The sequence below is a fragment of the Streptomyces sp. NPDC003697 genome (assembly GCF_053587115.1).
The window spans coordinates 64,006-82,622 of the sequence record NZ_JBSFNN010000013.1 but is presented as its reverse complement, the minus strand read 5'-3'; the positions used below and the strand labels follow the sequence as shown (position 1 = coordinate 82,622).

The 18,617-nt window shown below is 66.8% G+C and carries 16 protein-coding genes, 1 tRNA gene and 2 pseudogenes; 10 read left to right on the top strand and 9 right to left on the bottom strand.

Annotated elements, in window-relative coordinates:
• Nucleotides 1-44 precede the first annotated feature (44 nt).
• Nucleotides 45-1,273 (bottom strand): annotated as a pseudogene (locus tag ACWDNY_RS08070) (IS256 family transposase).
• Between the two features lie 270 nt (nt 1,274-1,543).
• Here ACWDNY_RS08070 and ACWDNY_RS08065 point away from each other — a divergent pair.
• Complete coding sequence (locus ACWDNY_RS08065; RefSeq protein ID WP_451644878.1) at nt 1,544-1,909, top strand: hypothetical protein; 366 nt, start codon at nt 1,544-1,546, stop codon at nt 1,907-1,909.
• Nucleotides 1,910-2,233: 324 nt separating this feature from the next.
• Here the strand turns inward: ACWDNY_RS08065 and ACWDNY_RS08060 are convergent, their stop codons facing one another.
• From ACWDNY_RS08060 to ACWDNY_RS08050, 3 genes are all read right to left on the bottom strand, one after another.
• Entirely contained in the window at nt 2,234-2,557 is a 324-nt protein-coding gene (locus tag ACWDNY_RS08060; protein ID WP_451644877.1) for a hypothetical protein, read from the bottom strand.
• Between the two features lie 1,422 nt (nt 2,558-3,979).
• Complete coding sequence (locus tag ACWDNY_RS08055; protein ID WP_451644876.1) at nt 3,980-4,642, bottom strand: hypothetical protein; 663 nt, start codon at nt 4,640-4,642, stop codon at nt 3,980-3,982.
• 628 nt (nt 4,643-5,270) lie between these two features.
• Nucleotides 5,271-5,579: a hypothetical protein gene (locus ACWDNY_RS08050; protein WP_451644875.1), complete on the bottom strand. Its 309-nt coding sequence runs from the start codon at nt 5,577-5,579 to the stop codon at nt 5,271-5,273.
• Nucleotides 5,580-5,672: 93 nt separating this feature from the next.
• Here ACWDNY_RS08050 and ACWDNY_RS08045 point away from each other — a divergent pair, with 93 nt between their 5' ends.
• Entirely contained in the window at nt 5,673-6,026 is a 354-nt protein-coding gene (locus ACWDNY_RS08045; RefSeq protein WP_451644874.1) for a hypothetical protein, read from the top strand.
• Nucleotides 6,027-7,525: 1,499 nt separating this feature from the next.
• Here the strand turns inward: ACWDNY_RS08045 and ACWDNY_RS08040 are convergent.
• On the bottom strand, nt 7,526-7,699 hold the full coding sequence (locus ACWDNY_RS08040) for a hypothetical protein (protein ID WP_451644873.1): 174 nt from the start codon (nt 7,697-7,699) through the stop codon (nt 7,526-7,528).
• A gap of 357 nt (nt 7,700-8,056) precedes the next feature.
• Complete coding sequence (locus ACWDNY_RS08035) at nt 8,057-8,560, bottom strand: hypothetical protein (protein WP_451644872.1); 504 nt, start codon at nt 8,558-8,560, stop codon at nt 8,057-8,059.
• 627 nt (nt 8,561-9,187) lie between these two features.
• On the opposite strand from ACWDNY_RS08035, the gene ACWDNY_RS08030 reads away from it, so the two are divergent.
• Nucleotides 9,188-9,478, top strand: a complete 291-nt coding sequence (locus tag ACWDNY_RS08030) for a hypothetical protein (RefSeq protein WP_451644871.1) — start codon at nt 9,188-9,190, stop codon at nt 9,476-9,478.
• A gap of 330 nt (nt 9,479-9,808) precedes the next feature.
• Here ACWDNY_RS08030 and ACWDNY_RS08025 read toward each other — a convergent pair whose 3' ends face one another.
• Entirely contained in the window at nt 9,809-10,522 is a 714-nt protein-coding gene (locus tag ACWDNY_RS08025) for a GNAT family N-acetyltransferase (RefSeq protein ID WP_451644870.1), read from the bottom strand.
• A gap of 83 nt (nt 10,523-10,605) precedes the next feature.
• Between ACWDNY_RS08025 and ACWDNY_RS08020 the strand changes: the two genes are divergently transcribed.
• The 4 genes and pseudogenes from ACWDNY_RS08020 to ACWDNY_RS08005 all read left to right on the top strand — a co-directional run bounded on the left by ACWDNY_RS08020 (nt 10,606) and on the right by ACWDNY_RS08005 (nt 13,227).
• Nucleotides 10,606-11,190: a replication initiator gene (locus tag ACWDNY_RS08020; protein ID WP_451644869.1), complete on the top strand. Its 585-nt coding sequence runs from the start codon at nt 10,606-10,608 to the stop codon at nt 11,188-11,190.
• Nucleotides 11,190-11,360, top strand: coding sequence for a helix-turn-helix transcriptional regulator (locus ACWDNY_RS08015; RefSeq protein WP_006134823.1), 171 nt, complete (start codon nt 11,190-11,192; stop codon nt 11,358-11,360). The genes ACWDNY_RS08020 and ACWDNY_RS08015 overlap by 1 nt, the downstream gene beginning before the upstream one ends.
• A pseudogene (locus ACWDNY_RS08010) lies at nt 11,357-12,730 on the top strand (tyrosine-type recombinase/integrase). Before ACWDNY_RS08015 ends, ACWDNY_RS08010 begins: the two are co-directional and overlap by 4 nt.
• Nucleotides 12,731-12,804: 74 nt before the next feature.
• Nucleotides 12,805-13,227 (top strand): hypothetical protein, encoded by a 423-nt coding sequence (locus ACWDNY_RS08005; RefSeq protein WP_451644868.1) that lies wholly within the window; start codon nt 12,805-12,807, stop codon nt 13,225-13,227.
• A 98-nt stretch (nt 13,228-13,325) separates the two neighbouring features.
• Here the strand turns inward: ACWDNY_RS08005 and ACWDNY_RS08000 are convergent, their stop codons facing one another.
• Nucleotides 13,326-13,796: a GNAT family N-acetyltransferase gene (locus ACWDNY_RS08000; protein ID WP_451644867.1), complete on the bottom strand. Its 471-nt coding sequence runs from the start codon at nt 13,794-13,796 to the stop codon at nt 13,326-13,328.
• Nucleotides 13,797-14,651: 855 nt separating this feature from the next.
• Nucleotides 14,652-14,723: transfer RNA gene (locus ACWDNY_RS07995), tRNA-Arg, on the bottom strand.
• 207 nt (nt 14,724-14,930) lie between these two features.
• On the opposite strand from ACWDNY_RS07995, the gene ACWDNY_RS07990 reads away from it, so the two are divergent.
• From ACWDNY_RS07990 to lysA, 3 genes are all read left to right on the top strand, one after another.
• A complete protein-coding gene (locus ACWDNY_RS07990; RefSeq protein WP_451644866.1) occupies nt 14,931-15,422 on the top strand; it encodes a response regulator in 492 nt (163 codons plus the stop codon).
• Between the two features lie 358 nt (nt 15,423-15,780).
• The gene (nrtL, locus tag ACWDNY_RS07985) at nt 15,781-16,932 is read left to right on the top strand and encodes an ArgS-related anticodon-binding protein NrtL (protein WP_451644865.1); all 1,152 of its coding nucleotides are present in this window, start codon (nt 15,781-15,783) and stop codon (nt 16,930-16,932) included.
• 19 nt (nt 16,933-16,951) lie between these two features.
• Nucleotides 16,952-18,343, top strand: a complete 1,392-nt coding sequence (gene lysA / locus ACWDNY_RS07980) for a diaminopimelate decarboxylase (protein ID WP_451644864.1) — start codon at nt 16,952-16,954, stop codon at nt 18,341-18,343.
• Nucleotides 18,344-18,617: the final 274 nt, after the last annotated feature.

Genomic DNA, 18,617 nt, shown 5'->3' with positions numbered 1-18,617 from the left:
GGCCGGGGGTCTGTCAATCGAGTGGTGTAACTGGGGTGGTTGGGTTAGTGGCGGGCTGCTGAGAGCCGGCCGTCGAAGGTGATGTCGAAGGCGTTCAGTGCGGTCTTCCAGCGCATGGTCCAGCGGGCCTGGCCCTTGCCGGTGGGGTCGAGCGACATGATGGCCATGTAGACGCACTTCAGGGCGGCCTGCTCGTTGGGGAAGTGGCCGCGGGCCTTGACCGCTCGCCGGATCCGGGCGTTGACCGACTCGATCGCGTTGGTGGTGCAGACGATGCGGCGGATCTCGGTGTCGAACCACAGGAACGGCGTGAACTCCTCCCAGGCGTTCTCCCAGAGTTTCACGATCGCCGGATACTTCCGGCCCCAGGCGTCGGCGAACTCGGCGAACCGGTCCAGGACGGCCTCCTCGGTCGGTGCGGTGTAGACGGGCTTGAGGAGGCGGGCGATCTTGTCCCAGTCCTGGCGGGCGGCATAGCGGAAAGAATTCCGCAGCAGGTGGACGACGCAGGTCTGCACGATCGTCCTCGGCCAGACCGTCTCCACCGCCTCGGGCAGGCCCTTGAGCCCGTCGCAGACGAGCATCAGCACATCGCCGACACCGCGGTTCTTGACCTCGGTGAGGATGTGCAGCCAGTGCTTGGCGCCCTCACCGCCGTCGCCGGCCCACAAGCCCAGGATCTCGCGCCGGCCTTCGGTGGTGACGGCCAGGGCCACATAGATGGGCCGGTTGGCGACGGCGCCGTCGCGGATCTTCACGTGGATTGCGTCGATGAAGACCACCGGATAGACGGCGTCGAGGGGGCGGCTCTGCCATTCGGCCATGCCCTCGAGGACCTTGTCGGTGATGGTGGAGATGGTCTGGCGGGAGACCTCGGCGCCATAGACCTCGGCCAGGTGGGCCTGGACCTCACCGGTGGTCAGGCCCTTCGCCGCCAGCGAGATCACCATCTCGTCGACGCCGGTCAGGCGCTTCTGCCGCTTCTTGACGATCTTCGGCTCGAAGGAGCCGGCCCGGTCGCGGGGCACGGCTATCTCCACCGGCCCGACCTCGGTCAGGACGGTCTTGGAGCGTTTGCCGTTGCGAGAGTTGCCGCCATCCCAGCCGGATCGTGCTTGTCATAGCCGAGGTGGTCGGTGATCTCGCCCTCCAGGGCGGACTCCAGCAGCCGCTTGGTCAGCTGCTGCAACAGTCCGCCCTCGGCCTGAGCCCGGCTCACCAGCTCGTCGATCAGCTGGTCGTCCACGGCCTTCGCCGACACAGCCGCTGCCAACTCGACAGTCTCCTGCTCGGCTACGTTCTCACTGGTCATCGATGCACCTTCCATGATCGGGAGTTACACCGAACGATTTACAGTCCCGTGGCCGGCCACCAGGATGACGAGCAGGAGTAGCGCCTGGCCGGGCGATGCGTGGCCTGCAACGTTCCCCCGTGCACTGTGGCCGACTTCTGTTCCCCGGGGCTCCCCTGTGTAAGGGCACGCAAGGGGCACGACGCCCGGGCTTCTCCCTGGCATCATCACTGTGAGGCTGAGGGGGGATGGATGCTTGAGCTGCTGTTGTGGTTCACCTGGGCAGGCCTCTGGTTCTGGGCGTTGGAGAACCTGCCGTTTCGGGAGTCCGTACGTCGTGTCTCGTGGGTGATGACGGCTATCGGCATACCCCTTGCCTGGGCTGTGTCGCAGTTGCCCCCGCAAGAGCGTGTGGTCCTCGGGATCTTCGGCGGCATGGCGATGGTGGTCTTCGTGATCATTGCGTGGCTGAGCTCTGATCCGCCAAAGGTTGAGCACCCTGCCGAGACCGTCACTCACAGCCCGCGATCGGCGCCTATCTGCTACAGGGAGCAGGTGCCCGGTCGGTGCTCGTGGGAGATGTGCCGTCAGCGCTGCATGTTCGCTCCGGAAACGTGAGGTCGACGGAGTCTCAACGGGTGAGTCGATCAGTAGCTTGAAGAACTACTTTCAGTCAGTGCCCAAGTCGATCGACGTGGTGGGGCGTTGAGCTGACCTGCGCTGACGTCTCCGCTGCCTGTCGTCGCTTGTCGATGTTGGTCAACGCCGGACGGCCCAGAGACGGCCCAGCCCTCAGGACGGAGCCCTTGGGACCATGGCTGCCAGACAACACCTGCGCCGGCGTTTAGAAGATGCGGGCACGCCCCAGAGGCCTGGCCCAGCACATCCGTGCCACTTCCGCGACAAGCTGCCAGGTGCTGGCGCCGTCCGTGCTCGTTGCCGTCATTCGAGGGTGCGAAGACCGCGCGTCCGAAAGAAGCGACGCCCCGCCCGGAGGGCCAAGATCAGCACCGTGACCGCCAGCACAACGTTGAGAGTGTCCACGATCATGACGACGGAGTGGGGCGCGAGCAACAGGCTCGGCACCTTTCCGCCGATCATCCCCAGGCCCATGAGGAGAGGGAGCCATGCCCGAAAGAAGCGCATGTCCTGATCGGGACTCGCTCCCTTCCGAACCTTGGTCCGATCCCACCACCGGCTGCCGATACTCGCGAGGACCAGCGCGCACCCCATCGCGACTACGGACCAGTCCATGAACCGCAGCATCACATCTCCTTGATCGGCAGACGGATCTTCCTCCCGCGGGTGATCGCGGTCAAGGGGCCGGCGTCCCACCGCAGCCCGGGCCCTTTTGAGTCCTGGAGCTGTGCGCGGCACCCCGGGCACGCTCAGACCCTGTGACACTCGCTTTAGGAGTTCGCTCCGCGTTGGGCCTGATCGGGGTCCACCTCGGGCACTGACGCCACGACTGGCTGCCGCTTGTTGCTGCGGTCCGGGGTCGTTGATGTCAGCGGAACAGTTCCAGTACCGGGCAGACCTCGAAAGGTTCGTCCGGCCGATCAGCCCAGCGCCACCAGACGTGCCGACCGCTGCACCTCCACAGCGTCGGGCAGGTCCGCCGGCCATCGTCCTGCCGCTGAGAGAGAACGAAGCCGCCGGATCTCATGGGCTGGCCGCACTTGGGACAGGCGGCGACGTCGGTCAGTACGACGTGGACTCGGTGGTTCGCCATGAGTCGGGCGGCTTAGCTCACGAGTCCGAGCGTAGCGACCGCAGCTGGTGGAGGCGTCGGCGCTCTCGGAGCACCGCTTTAGGGGAGAGCTGAGGCTGTGAAGGGAGCCACACCGTTTATCTCTCGCCGGGCAGCAGCATGGTCCATCATGGTTAGTAGCAGTATTTCGGGACCGGTGCAGGACGACAGGCGTGGGGGGAAGTAGTGCCACACGTTCGCGGCTATTACCGTGCCGATGGCACCTGGGTTTCACCGCACTGGCGTTCGGGCCTGGCCCAGGACTACGGAGATCTCTCTCTGGAAGGCGATGGGGTTACCGCCCTCGTGTTCTGGATCATCTGCCTCACCCCGCTCACTCTGCTGTCTATCGGTCTCGGGTTAACCGCTCACGACGTTGACTACTACGGTATGGCGCTAATGTTTGGTGCCGTCGACGCTGGCTGCCTTTTCATGGTCTGCAGAAGGTGGCGACTACAGCGCGCGCAGGATGCAGCCCGCATCCGCCAGGAGCTCCAGCAGGCACTGGATGCGGCACGTCAGCGGCGCGAAGGGCCGCCCATCGAAACCCGCTCCGCACCGAACTCTTCGTCGTACCAAATCAATGAGTGGCTACAGTGGCAGACTCTTGACGGCAGACCTGGTCCCTACGCCCCCACAGCCCGCCCGCGCCGGCCTAGCTGCGCCCGCTGCGGCACGCAGAAGTATGGTCACCCTGGAGCGGAAGTCTGCTTCTGGTGCGGAGCATGACATCACCCGGCCGCGTGTGCACTGGTGTTACGGCAGGATTCGAACCTGCATGAGCTGCAACCAGCGTGTCTCTTGTTCGCACGCATAAAGCCGTTGACCTGCTCGGTTATGTGGCTTGACGAAGCCCTGCATGCCGACTTTGACACGTTTCGACACAGGGCGTGCGAACGTCCCACAGCGGCCGCCTCCCAGGATGACCAACCGGGCGGCTAGCTTGGAGGAGCCGGCGGCTGGGGAACTAGTGACTGGCCGTTCAGCTCGTGGCCGGCCATGAAGCGTCCAAGCAATGCCCACACGACGGCACAGCTCTCCACGTACTCCAAGGCTGAGATGCCAGACACGTCATGTGAGTGAGCCGCTCGATTCCGGAGACTGACAAGCTCCGCGATGATTTCTGCGACGTCTGCATCCAGACCCGCGGCGACGAGGTCTTCCGTCCACCGGCGGGGAGTGATAGGGAAGACGCGACGGGCCGCCACGTTGTTCCATGAGGTCCCTCGCACCAGACAGTGCGCTTCAGAAAGTCTTAACTCTACGCGCCGCCATGCGGCCATGATTGCCGCGTCTGGTGCTGACGCCGCGACATCGCGTAGAGCGTCAAATGCGCCGAGATCTTGTCCGTCGTACCGAACACCTGAACGTGAGTCACCCGGATTCTGGCTAGAGTTCTGTTCACTCACGGCCTCGACAACCGCATTGTGGACCTGGTTCACGTCGGCGGCAAATTCAAGATCTCCGGCGGGTGTGCTGATCATGCTGAGTCTTCCGATGAGCCCCGCTAGGTGGGTCCGCAATAGATAGACCAGGCCCACAACCATGACGGGCCACGTTAGTGCCTCCACGTACGCAAGCACGATCTTGGCAGTCTCCACTCTCATATAATGCGCAAAGTTGTAGATCGCTACGCGCGGCGTTGAATGGAAGTGGTCGCATACCTCTTGCGTCTCCTGCGGGGTCCCTGTCGGAGTGCAGGAGGCCAGCAGAGTCGCAATGGCTGAGTCAAGGCCCTTCTTCTTGCCCTGGGTCTTGCCGGGGATCTTGGTGACCTGCGCTTTCGCTGCTCAGAGACGGTAGGCCCGTGCGCCTGGTGGTCGTCGTTGGTCGTCATTGGCCACTGTCGAGCGCCCTCGGACGGCCCAGCTTTGTCTCGCTCGGCCGACGGGCGGCATCTTCGATGCGCCCCTGTCTGAACCTCAGCCCGATGACAGTCCGCCACGACGGCGGGTGTGCCAACCGATCACGCGCGCGTGTGCCTCGCTGCGCCCCCACTAGCCTCAGCCATGCGGCCTGTGCCGTCGACCAGAGCAGGTGCCCACGGCCAGCGCCTGACGACGACGGCCGGCCGAGCCCTCAGCTTGGGAAGCTGCGGGCATTCGCTGCCGGTTTTGGCACTGACCTGGGCGAACAGCTTCGCTGGGGCCTCGCCCGACCCGATGGCTTTCACCCGTGGTTCCCCGCTACTCCCCGCTCGTTCTGGTGCGCTTGTGGTGCGGCGGTCGCTTACGGGCGTTCTAGATGCTTCCCTACGACACGGCCGCCGTGCTCGACGGCGTCCCGGCCGATGTCCGACCAGGCGAGCGTCTCGTCCCCGGCCCGGCTCTGTGTAGCCGTTCGGGTTGCGCAGGTACTCGCTGCGGACTTCAGGGTGAGCGTGTTCACCAGGCGGGGCGCGGTGTCCTCGGGCCAGTCGCGGCCGTAGGTGGCCGCGAAATCCGAAGCGTCGTCCAGCGCCCCCACCGCGATGCGCAGCTCGTTGTCGAGATTCCAGTCGAGGCGGCCCTTCAGCTCGTCGAGAGTGGCATAAGGCACGCAGTCTCCTTCCTGTAGCGGGGCCGATGAACCGTGATCGCAGATCCTTCAACCCACCTGACAGGGTGCTGATCTTCCTGAACGATGACGGCCATGAGCCACAACGTGTTCAGTCGGGAAGTGCAGCGGCGTACCAGTGAGGGGATGAGCTATGACCAGATGGAGGCCATGACACGGAAGATAGGAGGTAAGGAGGGAACCTTGACAGCGGCATGGTGGAACAAGGTGGCCCTTGGCGAGTCGGCCCCTCCACCTGAGCCGAAGTGCATTCCTGGCGTCGCCGGGGTGCTGGAAGTTCACGATCGCAACGTGGCCCTTCTCATCTGCCAGCAGTGGTATGAGGTGAGTCCAGAAGATTTCATCCGAGAACTGTTGGAACGGGCCGTGGACAAGGCGGGGTCCTGGCTGAGAAGCAGTCTCTCTTCGCTGCTCGAACGCCACCGATAGTCGGCGAACGGAGCGGAGGGCTAACGGACGGGGGCCCGGGCTCGCTAGCACCTTCGCTGTTGAAGGGACAGGCATGGCATTGGTCCGCAAGGGATCACGACAGATCGTTGTCGACGGCACGGCCTACCGCTGGCGGCTGCGAGGCGGGCCGACGTACATCCAGGGCTTGGCCTGGTCGCCGTGCAAGGCTTTCGAGTGCCCGAGGGCGCTGCTGGCGGGCTCCTGGATGATCAGCGCATGGCACACGGCCCCCGGGACGCCCCGGGCCCTTCTCCGCCTCCCGACGTGGCCACGGGTGGCGGACTTAGTATGTATCTCCACAACTGATCACCGGCGGCCGTGACCTGCGGCCGTCGTATCGATCAACGTCTTGACCTGCGGCCGAGCTGTTGGCGCCTGTCGAGGTTGGTCACTATTGAGCGCCCTTCCACGGCCCGAGGACGGCCCGGGAGGGCGCTCATGCGTGAGCACCGCTTTAGGAGTTCGATCTAACCTTGGCCCAGATGACGCCGGCCTTGTGCATCGGTGCCACACGTGGGTGCTGTGTGACGCCGCCGTCCGGGGTCGTTGATGTCAGCGTTGGATGTCAGCGGAACAGCTCCGGCACTGGGGAGGATCCCAGGCGCAAACACATAACTAGCGTCTCAGGCTCGTCATCCCTGCCGGAACGTGCCATGAGTTGGCGCGGCTGCTCTTCACCCACCGTCCGGTACCTAGGAGAACCGCGGCCCGGCAGGTCAGAGGCTCACCGGGACGGGAGGCGCGGATCGTGTCGATGATCTGCCACATTGACAAGAGCCATGTCTTCGCCTCGCCAGGCTCCAGACGGCAGACGCTCCCCTGCATCGCGAAGTCGACCGCTCGAACGCGAGATGGCGCACCGCCCCAGTAGGAGCGACGTCTGTCGGATATGCATGGCACGCGTACGCTCACGGGTCCACGCCCAGTGTTGCGTACGACCACACTGAATGCGTCATGCACGTACGATTCGAACTCTGCGCCATGGACGCGTTGAAGGTCCGTTGTAGTGCGATCGACAACCTCCGAGACGATGGACGGGACAGGATCCCCACCGTCATGGATCGCGATCGACAGTTCGCAGCGCACCCGGGCACCGCTCAAGAAGTGGCTAGCGACTTGCCAACTGAGTGAGACCGTAGACACGGCCAAGCTGAGAGCAGCGACAGCGAACGCCCCGAACATGTCGGTCATTCGAGGATGATACGGGCGTCGGGGTCGAGACGGGAGACGTTTTCCCCGGCTAGTGTCACCTCGCTGAGAATGGCGGGGGCGCCAGGCACCACAGGTGCGGGACGCCTTGTCACCCGTATCCATCCGAACGGCCTTGAACGGCGCTGAATGAGACGGTAAGGAGACGGACGGCGATGCCGGGCTCGCCAGCATCGTTGCGATCGAGGGGCGCCACGCACCGGCTCGGCCACTCGAACGCGGGCGGGCGACCCACAAACGCCCCCCGGCAGCAGCCCGCCGGGGGTCTGTCAGATTTCCAGCTCGTACGAGTCCGGAACTTCGATCAGGCGCAGCGCGAACTTCCCGTCGGGTCTTGCCGTTACGGAGACCTGGAAGATGCCCCGGGCGTCGGTGTCCACCACGATCTCGCCCGCCTCGTCGTCCCACTGGAACTCGATCGTCGAACCGAAGCGGCGCCGCATCTACCATCCGTGACGAGACGTGCCGAGTGAGCGATGCTCGTCCAGCCCGGTCTTCACGTACATCGTTCCCGGCTCGTCACTCCTCCCGGAGTCCTCGCACGCCTGCACGTACTCCTCTACGGCTCTTTCGACATCCGCGCGCCAATCGTCCGCAGCCATCAGCTCTCCTTCTTGGGTCGCAGCGCAACAGCTCGCGGCCGTCGGCGAGCAGCTGCTGGTCGCGTACATGAACCAGGAAACGTACGCGCCGGAACGTTGACGTACGCGCCGTGGCGGCTCGGGACGACGACCAGGCTCAGCAGCTAACCGACGACGGCCCGGCCGCCAGCCTGCTCGGTGTCGACGACCGCCAGGCCTTCACTTGCTGAGTGCCTCCAGTACGTCTAGGCCTTGGTTGCAGCAGTCGCCACAATGAAAGCGATAGCGGCCGTCCTCACCTAGGAGCCGGTAAGCATTGCGGCCCGGCTCCCGCAGGTCGGCTCCGCAGTCGGCGCACATCAGTCCCATGCGCCGGGCCTGCTTCTCCGTCCACCAGCGCCATTGCGCAGCGAAAACCCCCGTACAGAGGGCCATGCCCTCCGGCCGGGGCTCCCAGTAGAAGAACTCGAAGACCTTGGGGGCGTCCTCCGTGATCTGCTCCATGCGCTCCCGTAGCGACGGCATCCAGTGCACCAGCGTCACCAACTCCGACCACGACACACGGACCTCACGACCCTTCCGGAGGCTCCGCTCATACGACCGCGGAGGCATGTACCGGACGGCCATCTCACTGCGGACGCCCAGCAGCTCCAGGTCGGCCGTCACCGCGTCCGCGTCGGCACTGCCGTAATCGTCGTCATCGTCCGGCCGCCACAGCGCCATGCCTCCGCGGTTCAGGACGCTGTTTGCCCTGGCGATGGCAACGACACGGCGCTGCGCGTCCCGCTGCTCTGCCGTGGCGGGGGTTGGCCTCCTACGCTCCATAGCTCCCTGCTCTCCTCATTGTTCGGTCGGCTGTACTGCGGCCCGTCGCTTCCGGTCGGCCACCCGCTCCACAACCAGGCGCGCCCGGTGCCGCTCGGTGAAGTCTTGTCCCTGGCGTTCCAACGCGCTGGACAATGCCGCAACCACGGCCGCGCCGTCGTTGACGCACCGGAACCCCACGCCCCTGGAGCGCGCGAGATGGCGTAGCGTGCTGCAAGCCGTTCGCCGTGGGCGCGGCTCAGAAGTCGGTCTACTGATCACCGGTCCGGCTGACCAGCGGGACTGACGAAGCCCACGGCTCTGACCAGCCCAGATGCCGTGGGCTTCTGTCGTTGTCGGTCGGCGTCGGCCGGCTTCGTACGGCCCAGAGACGGCCCAGCCTCGGAGCGGTGCTTCTGGCGCGGTGGTTGCTGGACTTGGCTGCGGCGCACCGCCGCCGGCACTTGGCCGCGGCCCACACGCGGCTGGGCCTTGGCGATGCTGCGCCTCTTCACCGCTCCGCGTGCGAACCATCAGACTGTGCCTATGGATGACCGACCAACGCCCGGTGCCCTTGCACCCAATCGTCACTCATTCCTGGAAGACGCCTTGGCACGGTTTGAGGCGGACCTGAACGCTGACGATCCGGTTCGTCGTCGAGCGGCGCAACTCGCGAACCTGTGCGTGCAAGTCTTCGGCGAGTACGCCGCACTCATGCAGGAGGCGGACAGGCATCTCCCCAGAGAAGCGCGAGATCGAATCATCCCCGTACACGTGGAGCGATCCCTTGAAGGACTTTCTCGCCTCGCGGAAATACTGGATATCGATCTTGAGTGAGAGCAGAGCCGAGCCAAGCCGGGCCGCCCCACCCTGCCGGCGCCAGCGTCGGTCTTCGCACCTGTCTCCGGAGGCCGAGTGGGCTTACGGCATACTCGCTGGTCGCGGCCTTCGTCCACGTGTAGTAGTTGCACCGAGTCCACAGATGGTCCACGACCAGCGATCATGCGATCGTCTCGGATAGCGGTGGACGAGGTGGGAACTCCCCGCGCACGCCACTGTGGACCCGCGGTCGAAGCGGCGCCCCCACCCTCCCGGTGCCGGCCGCTCTCCCGCTGACCATCGGCCAGGCATCACTGCTTGGGGTTGCAGGCACAAAGAACGGGCTGGTCAGAGGGGTAGAACTCCAACGATCACCCCACCAGGTACCGGAACGGGAGTCTGTCCCTGTCCTTGGGCTAGTAGACCTGGCTGGGCAGTCACCGCGCTGCTCAGTGCCTTCCATGAAGTGCGACAATCAGTGTGGGGAGGTCGCTGGAAAATGGTCCCCTTCGGCAATCCTACGTAGAGGAACTGGCCCTCTGGCAGGACGGTGAACCCTGCCTTGGTGTAGTACTGAGCGAGGTGGGGACGTGAAAGTATGAAGTCGGCGATCAACAAGCGGCAGCCTGATGCACGCAGATGTTCTTCAGCGTGTTTGAGGAGAAGACAGCCGAGCCGCATCCCACGCGCTTGGGGTGCGATTGCGAGAGCCTCGACGGTGGCTACCGATCTGGCCAGGGCATTTTTGGTCAACCAATCGATATCGGGGTCTTGAAGCCAGTCGAACGGTGAAACGGCGGAAAGGGCTCCCAGTAGCTTTCCATCTTTGTTCTCGATGACGAGGTTGAGGTACAACCCGGCCGAGTGTGTCGAGTCGACTCCCGTGTCAATTGTATTTATCACGTTATGGAAGGACTCGGGATGATCGGGGTCAACTAGTCGCACCAGGTCGTAGACCAGCCTCCCTTCACCTGGGCGAGCTTCACGGATACTGACACCTTCGCTAGCTAGCTTCCGCCGTATGGAGAGGGCTGCGGCCCGTTCTCTCGACTTACGTCCCATAGAGGGATGTTCGCATACGGCGCCCGCTGACCCCACCGGCTTGATCGAGCATCGAAGCCCGAACCGCCTAGTTTCGATCGTCCATGAGCCACTGTCAGCTTGTCGACGACGGGGAAGTTATGTCTCTGCGGCGGATGTCGCCGGTCAGGGCGGGCATCGCCAGCTACGCGAGGAGGTCAAGTGCGTGCGAGGAAGACGATCTCCAGCCAGATGCGGTTCCGGACGGCTTCGTGCAGGGGCACGTTGCGCAGGCAGGTGTGGCGGGCGGCTTGTGGTACTTCGAGGCCGTACCCGGCCGCGACGAGTTGATAGCTATCAAGGAAGCCGAGCTGACTTCGGCCGGCCGACTGCGCCTGCGCAAGTGGGCCCACATGCTCGGCTTCCGCGGCCACTTCTCCACCAAGTCCCGCGCCTACTCCGTCACCCTCGGCGCCCTCCGCCAGGAACGCGCCGACCACAACGAGGCCCTGGCCCGCGAACGCGCGGCTGAGGGCGGCCACCCGCTGCCCGACCCGGACACCGTCCTCGTCCTCTCCCATTGGGTCTTCGCCGGGACAGGCCTGACCGCTGCAGAACACCTGATCACTCACGGCATTCCCTCGCCTGCAGCCTCGGCAGACGACGACACGGAAGGAGCACCGACGTGGACCACCGGCGCGACGAACTGATGACCGTCCCGCAGATCCTCGCTGAGCTGGGCGGGGTGTCTCGCCGGACTTTCTACCGGTGGCGCGAGCTGGGGCAGGGCCCCGCTGCGTTCAAGCTCCCCAACGGGGAGCTCCGGGTATGGCGGAGTGACTTCACCGCATGGTTGCGCCAGTTGGAGGCAGCGGCATGAAGTCTCTCGACGTGAAGGTGTGGGGCGTCCGGAAGAGGAACACCAAGAAGTCGTCCTATGACGTCCGGTGGACTGTCGCCGGGATTGTGTTCTCTGAACAGTTCCGCACCAAAGGGTTAGCGGACCACTACCGGTCCAAGTTGCTCCGCGCCACCCATGCCGGCGAAGAGTTCGACATGGTGACGGGGCTGCCCGAATCGATGGTCGAGAAAGCGGCCTCGATGACCTGGTACGCCTTCGCCCTGAAGTACCTCGCCATGAAGTGGCCCCACGCGGCTCCCAACACGCGCAACGGCATCAATGAGGCGCTGACCGCGGTGACGATGGCCCTTCTCGACGATCGCACGGGGCAGCCGTCCGAGGAACTGATCAGGAAGGCGCTTCGCAACTGGGCCTTCGTCCTTCCCGGTCCGGACGAGCGTGAACTGCCGACCGAGATCGCGAACACCTTGCACTGGGTGGCCAAGGCGTCACGCCCGCTCTCGGACCTCGGTGACGCCGCGATCGGCAGGGCCGTCCTGGACTCGCTCAAGCTGAAGCTCGACGGGACGGCGGCGGCTGCGGAGACCGTTCGCCGCAAGCGTCGGACACTCGTCAACGCGCTGCACTACGCGGTGGACCTCGGCGAGTTCAAAGAGAACCCGATCACGGGCATCCGATGGAAGAAGCCGAAGGTCGCCGGGGAGGTCGATCCCCGGGTGGTCGCCAATCCTGAGCAGGCTCGTTCCCTGCTGACCGCGGTCTCGTACGTCGGCGGGTACGGCCGCGCACGTGGCCGACGACTCGTCGGCCTTTTCGCCTGCATGTACTACGGGGCCCTACGCCCGGCTGAGGCCGTCGGCCTCACCAGTGCGGACCTGAAGCTCCCCGAGGTCGGCTGGGGGACGGCACTGCTGAATCGGACGCGCCCCAGTGTCGGCAAGCAATGGACGGACTCCGGCGAGACCCACGATGACCGGGGCCTGAAGAACCGGCCGGCGGAGGAGGTGCGGCTCGTACCGATCCCGCCCCAGCTCGTCGCCATCCTCCGGCAACACCTCGACACCTTCGGTAGCGCCGAGGACGGGCGGCTGTTCGCCAACGAGCGCGGGGGAGTGGTCGGCTCCTCGACGTACTACCGCGTCTGGCAGGAAGCCCGTGCGCTGGCGCTTCCGCCGGCCGCAGTCGCGTCCCCGCTCGCGGCTCGCCCGTATGACCTCTGACACTCGGCCCTGTCGACCTGGCTCAACTCCGGGGTGGACCCGACCGAGGTCGCCGAGCGAGCAGGCAACAGCGTCGAGGTCCTGCTGAGCCGCTACGCCAAGTGCATCGACGGACGGCAGGAGATCGCCAACCGCAAGATCGAGGAACTGCTGCGCGAGTACGAGTGATCGGACGGTGCGCTGTCAGTGCCGTCCTTTACGCTGCGCCTTCGATTGAAGAGCTCAGGTGGGGAGGGACAGAGGTGGGCGGCAACGCATGGCGCGACACTCGTCCGTATCAGCGTGATCTGGAGGCCGCATTCCGGCAGGCCCAGGAAGAGGAGCTGGCGCGGGACAACCACGGTTTCGAGGGCCGGTCCGTCGAGGAGCTGTGGCGCGACCCGGACTGGCAGGAATACATCCTGACCGGCGGCACGGGCACCGTGCTGGACTTTCCCTGCATGATCGAGGGCACGGACACCGACAACGGCCCGTTCATGCGCCTGCTGACCGATGATGAGGTCCGTGCGTGGGCTCCTCACGGCCGGCCCACCTACGCGGAGTGGGACGCCGCCCTCCACTCCGAGCGGTTGGGCTTCCCGGGCCGCGCCGAGGGGAACTGCACGGTGCTCTACCGCGACGGCCGGCCCGCGCAGATCGCCTACTGGGGGGTCACTGCCGACTAGCGGGGCGGCGTCGTGATCGGGCTCAGTGGAGGAGACACATCGGTGGCCCCCGGACTCCTCCGGGGGCCACCAACGTTTCCGCGCTTCCGTAAAACCGCTCATCGAGCGGGCAAGGTGAGTCGCAGAACGATCTCGCCGTCGTCGATCTCCCCAGTGGGCTCGAACCCGAACTTCTGGTAGAAGGGCCACGGCTCGCCGTTGCCGGGCTCGTAGCTGGTCAGCAGCTCGGCGGCGCCGTCCGCGCGCACCAGGGTGGCGACCTGCGTGAGCGCTTCTCGGCCGATCCCTCGGCCCTGGTAGCGCTTGTCGACGAGGAGGCGCCAGAGGAAGTGGCGCCCTTCGTAGGGACCGGCCGGCGGTTTCCACGACAGCATCACGAAGCCGACTGGCTCATCGCCGCGGTACACGGCGCGGTACCAGGGATTGGCCTCAGGTTTCTTCGCCGCCTCCTTGAGCGAATGGGACACGGAGGCGACGAACTGCTTCTGGTCACGTCGGACGCGGAGGGCACGGACGGCATCCCGGTCTTCGTCGGTGATCTCCCGTAGGTGCACGCTCGGGGATCGCATGCCGCACCCCTGCCCCTTCCGTATCCGGCAGCTGCGCCGTCCCGGCCTACGTGGAGAGCCGCCACCGGGCGGCATTCCCGCGCATCCGCGTTGTCGAGGCCGCCAGGTCGGACGTCTTCGGAGCGTATTCGACACAGGCGATCTGGAGCGGGACTGGCACGCCGGTTTCTGTGACCGCGTCCAAGGCAGCTCCCGGGAGAGCAACCCGGCCTGACGCGGCGATGCGCATGCGCAGGCCCTTCGTCGGTTAGATGGGCTGACCTGGGTAATCGCTTGGCCGCGACCGGCTCCCCGTCGACCCGCGGACGAGCCGGATGTCGCAGTCGCAGGTGATCGCGAGAGATTTTCTTCGAGACTTGCCGAAAGACTATTGACTTACGGCGTCTGGCGTGGATCGTTGTTAGTAGGCCATAACACCGAAAGAGTTGCTGCAGAGTCGACAAGGACGTCTAGTCGGCGTAGTGACTTGGACAGGATGTGGTTAAGGCCCCCAGCAAGCCGGCGCGATACCGAGACGACAGTGACGACTGGAGTTTCAGGACACGCGCAGACTACTGGGGACTGTTTTTTGCCCTCAGGACGCGGCCACTGCACTGTGCTCTACCGCGACGGTCAGCCGACCGAGATGGGCTACTAGGGTCACCGCCGATCAACCGACCCTCAGGCTCCTGCACTTGTCCGGGGGCCTTGCTGTTTGCCGGGGCTGACCTGGGCAGACGTCTCAAGATCCTGTCCACGAATAGTCCACGGACGCCGACATACGGCCGCTTCGGGCGGCACACGCCTGCACAGACACGAAGACCCCGCCTTCAGCGTTTTCGCTGGTGACGGGGTCTTTTGGCACCTTCTTCGAGGTGCCCCCGGCAGGATTCGAACCTGCGCACACGGCTCCGGAGGCCGTTGCTCTATCCCCTGAGCTACGGGGGCGTGTCCTGCGCGTTCAGTGCGCGGTGACGGGTAGAACACTACCAGCTCTGTCGGGGTGGTCATGAACGTTTTCCCTGGCGTGGCCGTCGGCGCGGTCTTCGGCCGCCCGGGCGAGCGCTCCCCCGCACGGGGGTGGAAGTGGGGAAAGCCCGGACGCGATGGCCGGTCCCGACCTACTCTCGAGTTGTGCCAGGGGCGTCGGGCCGGGTGCTTGTTGTGGACGACAACAAGGTCATCCGGCAGTTGATCAGGGTCAACCTCGAGCTTGAGGGTCTCGAGGTGGTGACCGCGGCCGATGGTGCCGAGTGTCTGGATGTCGTGCATGAGGTGCGGCCCGACGTCGTGACCCTCGATGTCGTCATGCCGCGGCTCGACGGGCTCCGGACCGCCGCGCGGCTCCGCGCGGACCCGCGGACGCACCATCTGCCTCTCGCGATCGTGAGCGCCTGTAGCCAGTACGAGGTCGATGCCGGCCTCGACGTCGGTGTGGACGCCTTCCTCGCCAAGCCCTTCGAGCCCGCGGAGCTCGTGCGCCTGGTGCGGCAGTTGCTGGAGGGGCAGGCGGCGCGTGGCGGGTGCGAGGGGCAGGGGAGTGGGGGCGGTTCTGGGCGGGCGGCCGCAGGGTCGCAGGACTTCCTCAGGTCTCAGGGCTCCCTCAGTGCCGGAGAGGCCGAGCCGGCTGGGAGTGCTGGTAGCTGATCACGGGCGGCCGACTCGATGGCCGTGCCGTGCCTGACTCATCGGGGCTGGGTCTTCGGTGCGCGATATCCCAGGGGAGTGAGCCGGTCAGTCGGCTTGTGTGTCGGCTGACTGGTGCTGGTGGGTTCCCTTCGTCACACATGTCGCCAGTGGTGCGGCGGGAAGGGGAGCGGCTGCTGGTGCGCCCCGCCGCCTCTCCGCCGTCCTCAGCCAGGTCGCGTGACCTGTGCAGGGGGCGCCGCCCCGGGTCAGTGTCCGGGACGGGAGTCGGCTTCGCTCGTCCCCTCTCTGTCCACATCCCGGACCCTCACCGAACTCGTTCGCCTACCCACCCCCCTCCTCCCCTACGCTGGTCGGCGTGAATCCCGTCGAGCTGTCCCGCACCGTGCTGCGCGCGGTGCGTCATGCTGTCGACGAGGGGCAGCTGAGCGTGGCCGTGCCGGAGCGGGCCGTGGTGACCGCCCCGGGGCCCGGCGGCTGCGGTGACTACGCCACCAACATCGCCCTCCAGCTCGCCCGTCCCGCCGGGCAGCCGCCCCTACGCGTCGCCGAGATCCTCCGGCCGCACCTCGCCGGCGCCGATGGCGTCGGCGACGTCGCTGTCACCGGGCCCGGGTTCCTCAACATCAGCCTGCGCCCGGCCGCCTCCGCCCACCTTGTGGAGGAGATCCTGCGGCGGGGGACGCGCTACGGCTTCGTGGACAGCAACAGCAACAGCAACAGCAACACCAACAGCAACACCAACAGCGGCAGTGGCTGCGGTGACGGCGGCAGCCGTGTCGGCCGGTCCGGAGCCTCCGCCGTCCGGTTGCACTGTCCTCTTGAAGTGCGTGCTCTCGTCGTCATGGACGTCGTCGCACGGCTGCTTCGGTCGCAGGGCGCCGTCGTGCGTACGAGCTGTGACGCGCCGCCTCCGCCCGAGTGGGAGGCCGTGCTCGGCGTGCATGTCGACGCAGGTGGGGCAGCCGAGACGCAGGCCGTCGTCCGTCCCGCCCCCGCCCCCGGCCGCACCACCCCCCTCCGCCCCGTCCCCGCCCCCGCCGACCCCCTGTCCCTCGGGCGCGACGCCGCTCGCTGGGCGCTGCTTCACCCCGCCGTGCACGACCGGCCCCGTATCGGTGACGAACATCTGGTCCAGCGGGAGAGCAACCCTCTGTTCCGCGTGCGGTACGCCCACGCCCGCACCCGGGCTCTCCGGCGCAACGCCGCCGACCTGGGGTTTCACGCCCGGCCCGGGGCCGTGATCGGCGCCGAGGGGCTGCTCGCCTGCCTCGCCGACCACCCCCGTGTCCTCGCCCGGGCCGCGGGGCACCGTGCTCCCGACCGGCTCGCCCGGCATCTCGTCGACGTCGCCGACGCCGTGCTGCCCCTGATGGCCGGGGTGCTGCCGCGCGGGGAGGAGAAACCCTCGGCCGCCCACCGTGCCCGGCTCGCCCTCGCCGAAGCCGCCGGGACGGTGCTGGCCGGCGGCCTGTCCCTGCTCGGCATCGACGCACCCGACCATCTCTGAGGAAGCGCACGACACGACCATGAGCCGTTCCGCCCACCCCGCCGGGCCCCGTCACGCCGATGTCCTGCCCGAGGGGCACTACTCCGCCCCGCCCGCCGACCTCAACGCCCTCGACCCGAAGGTCTGGGCCGAGACCGTCACCCGCGACGCCGACGGCGCCGTCACCGTCGGCGGTGTCCCCGTCGGCCGGATCGCCGAGGAGTTCGGCACCCCCGCCTACGTCCTCGACGAGGCCGACTTCCGTTCCCGGGCCCGTGCCTGGCGCAGCGCGTTCGGTGACGGCGCCGACGTCTTCTACGCCGGCAAGGCGTTCCTGTCGCGTGCGGTCGTGCGGTGGCTGGACGAGGAGGGGCTGAACCTCGACGTCTGCTCGGGCGGCGAGCTGGCCACCGCGCTGTCCGGCGGGATGCCCGCCGAGCGCATCGCCTTCCACGGCAACAACAAGTCCACGGCAGAGATCCGCCGGGCCGTCGAGGGCGGCGTCGGGCGCATCGTGCTCGACTCCTTCCAGGAGATCGTCCGCGTCGCCCACATCGCGCAGTCCCTCGGGAAGCGGCAGCGGGTGCAGATCCGCGTCACCGTCGGTGTCGAGGCTCACACCCACGAGTTCATCGCCACCGCGCACGAGGACCAGAAGTTCGGCATCCCGCTCGCCGGGGGGCAGGCCACCGAGGCCGTGCGCCGCGCCCTCCAGCTCGACGGGATCGAACTGGTCGGCATCCACAGCCACATCGGGTCGCAGATCTTCGACATGTCCGGCTTCGAGGTGGCCGCGCACCGGGTCGTGGGACTGCTCAGGGACATCCGCGACGAGCACGGCGTCGAGCTCCCCGAGATCGACCTGGGCGGCGGGCTCGGCATCGCGTACACGAGCGGTGACGACCCGCGTGAGCCGCACGAGATCGCCAAGGCGCTCACCGACATCGTCACGCGCGAGTGCGAGGCGGCCCGGCTGCGCACGCCCCGCATCTCCGTCGAGCCGGGGCGCGCCATCGCCGGCCCCACCGCCTTCACGCTCTACGAGGTCGGCACGGTCAAGCCGCTGGAGGGGCTGCGCACCTACGTCTCGGTCGACGGGGGCATGTCCGACAACATCCGGACGGCCCTGTACGACGCCGAGTACAGCGTCGCGCTGGTCTCGCGCAGCTCGGAGGCGGAGCCGATGCTGGTCCGCGTGGTCGGCAAGCACTGTGAGAGCGGTGACATCGTGGTGAAGGACGCGTTCCTGCCCGCCGACCTGGCCCCGGGCGACCTCATCGCCGTGCCGGCCACCGGCGCGTACTGCCGTTCCATGGCGAGCAACTACAACCACGTGCTGCGTCCGCCGGTCGTCGCCGTCCGCGACGGCGCGGCCCGGGTCATCGTCCGGCGGGAGACGGAGGAGGACCTGCTGCGCCTCGACGTGGGATGAGGCCCGGCGCGGGGCGGCCCGTCGGCACGGGGTGGTGCCCTCTCACGCCGCGGGGTCGCGCCTCGGCGCGCGGGCTCCTCGGCCGCGGGCGGCCCTTTGGCCACAGGTGTCCCTTCGGCCGCGGGCGGCCCTCCGACGCTGTGGTGGCGCCTTGACGGGGAGGTGGCGCCTCCGACGTGGCGGTGGCGCCTTGACGCGGAGTGACGCGTGCGCTGCGGGGGCGGGACATCTTCCGGTCCCCCGCGGTGCGAAAACGAAATAAACGTCTCACGAT

Excerpts from the sequence above, each read along its gene's own strand:
- ACWDNY_RS08035 (WP_451644872.1), bottom strand. The coding sequence starts at position 8,560 with ATGGCGCTGTGGCGGCCGGACGATGACGACGATTACGGCAGTGCCGAC.
- lysA (WP_451644864.1), top strand. The coding sequence starts at position 16,952 with ATGAGCCGTTCCGCCCACCCCGCCGGGCCCCGTCACGCCGATGTCCTG.
- ACWDNY_RS08015 (WP_006134823.1), top strand. The coding sequence starts at position 11,190 with ATGACCGTCCCGCAGATCCTCGCTGAGCTGGGCGGGGTGTCTCGCCGG.
- ACWDNY_RS08065 (WP_451644878.1), top strand. The coding sequence starts at position 1,544 with ATGCTTGAGCTGCTGTTGTGGTTCACCTGGGCAGGCCTCTGGTTCTGG.
- ACWDNY_RS08030 (WP_451644871.1), top strand. The coding sequence starts at position 9,188 with ATGGATGACCGACCAACGCCCGGTGCCCTTGCACCCAATCGTCACTCA.
- ACWDNY_RS08060 (WP_451644877.1), bottom strand. The coding sequence starts at position 2,557 with ATGCTGCGGTTCATGGACTGGTCCGTAGTCGCGATGGGGTGCGCGCTG.
- ACWDNY_RS08040 (WP_451644873.1), bottom strand. The coding sequence starts at position 7,699 with ATGCGGCGCCGCTTCGGTTCGACGATCGAGTTCCAGTGGGACGACGAG.
- ACWDNY_RS08020 (WP_451644869.1), top strand. The coding sequence starts at position 10,606 with ATGAGCCACTGTCAGCTTGTCGACGACGGGGAAGTTATGTCTCTGCGG.
- ACWDNY_RS08025 (WP_451644870.1), bottom strand. The coding sequence starts at position 10,522 with ATGGGACGTAAGTCGAGAGAACGGGCCGCAGCCCTCTCCATACGGCGG.
- ACWDNY_RS08045 (WP_451644874.1), top strand. The coding sequence starts at position 5,673 with ATGAGCCACAACGTGTTCAGTCGGGAAGTGCAGCGGCGTACCAGTGAG.
- ACWDNY_RS08000 (WP_451644867.1), bottom strand. The coding sequence starts at position 13,796 with ATGCGATCCCCGAGCGTGCACCTACGGGAGATCACCGACGAAGACCGG.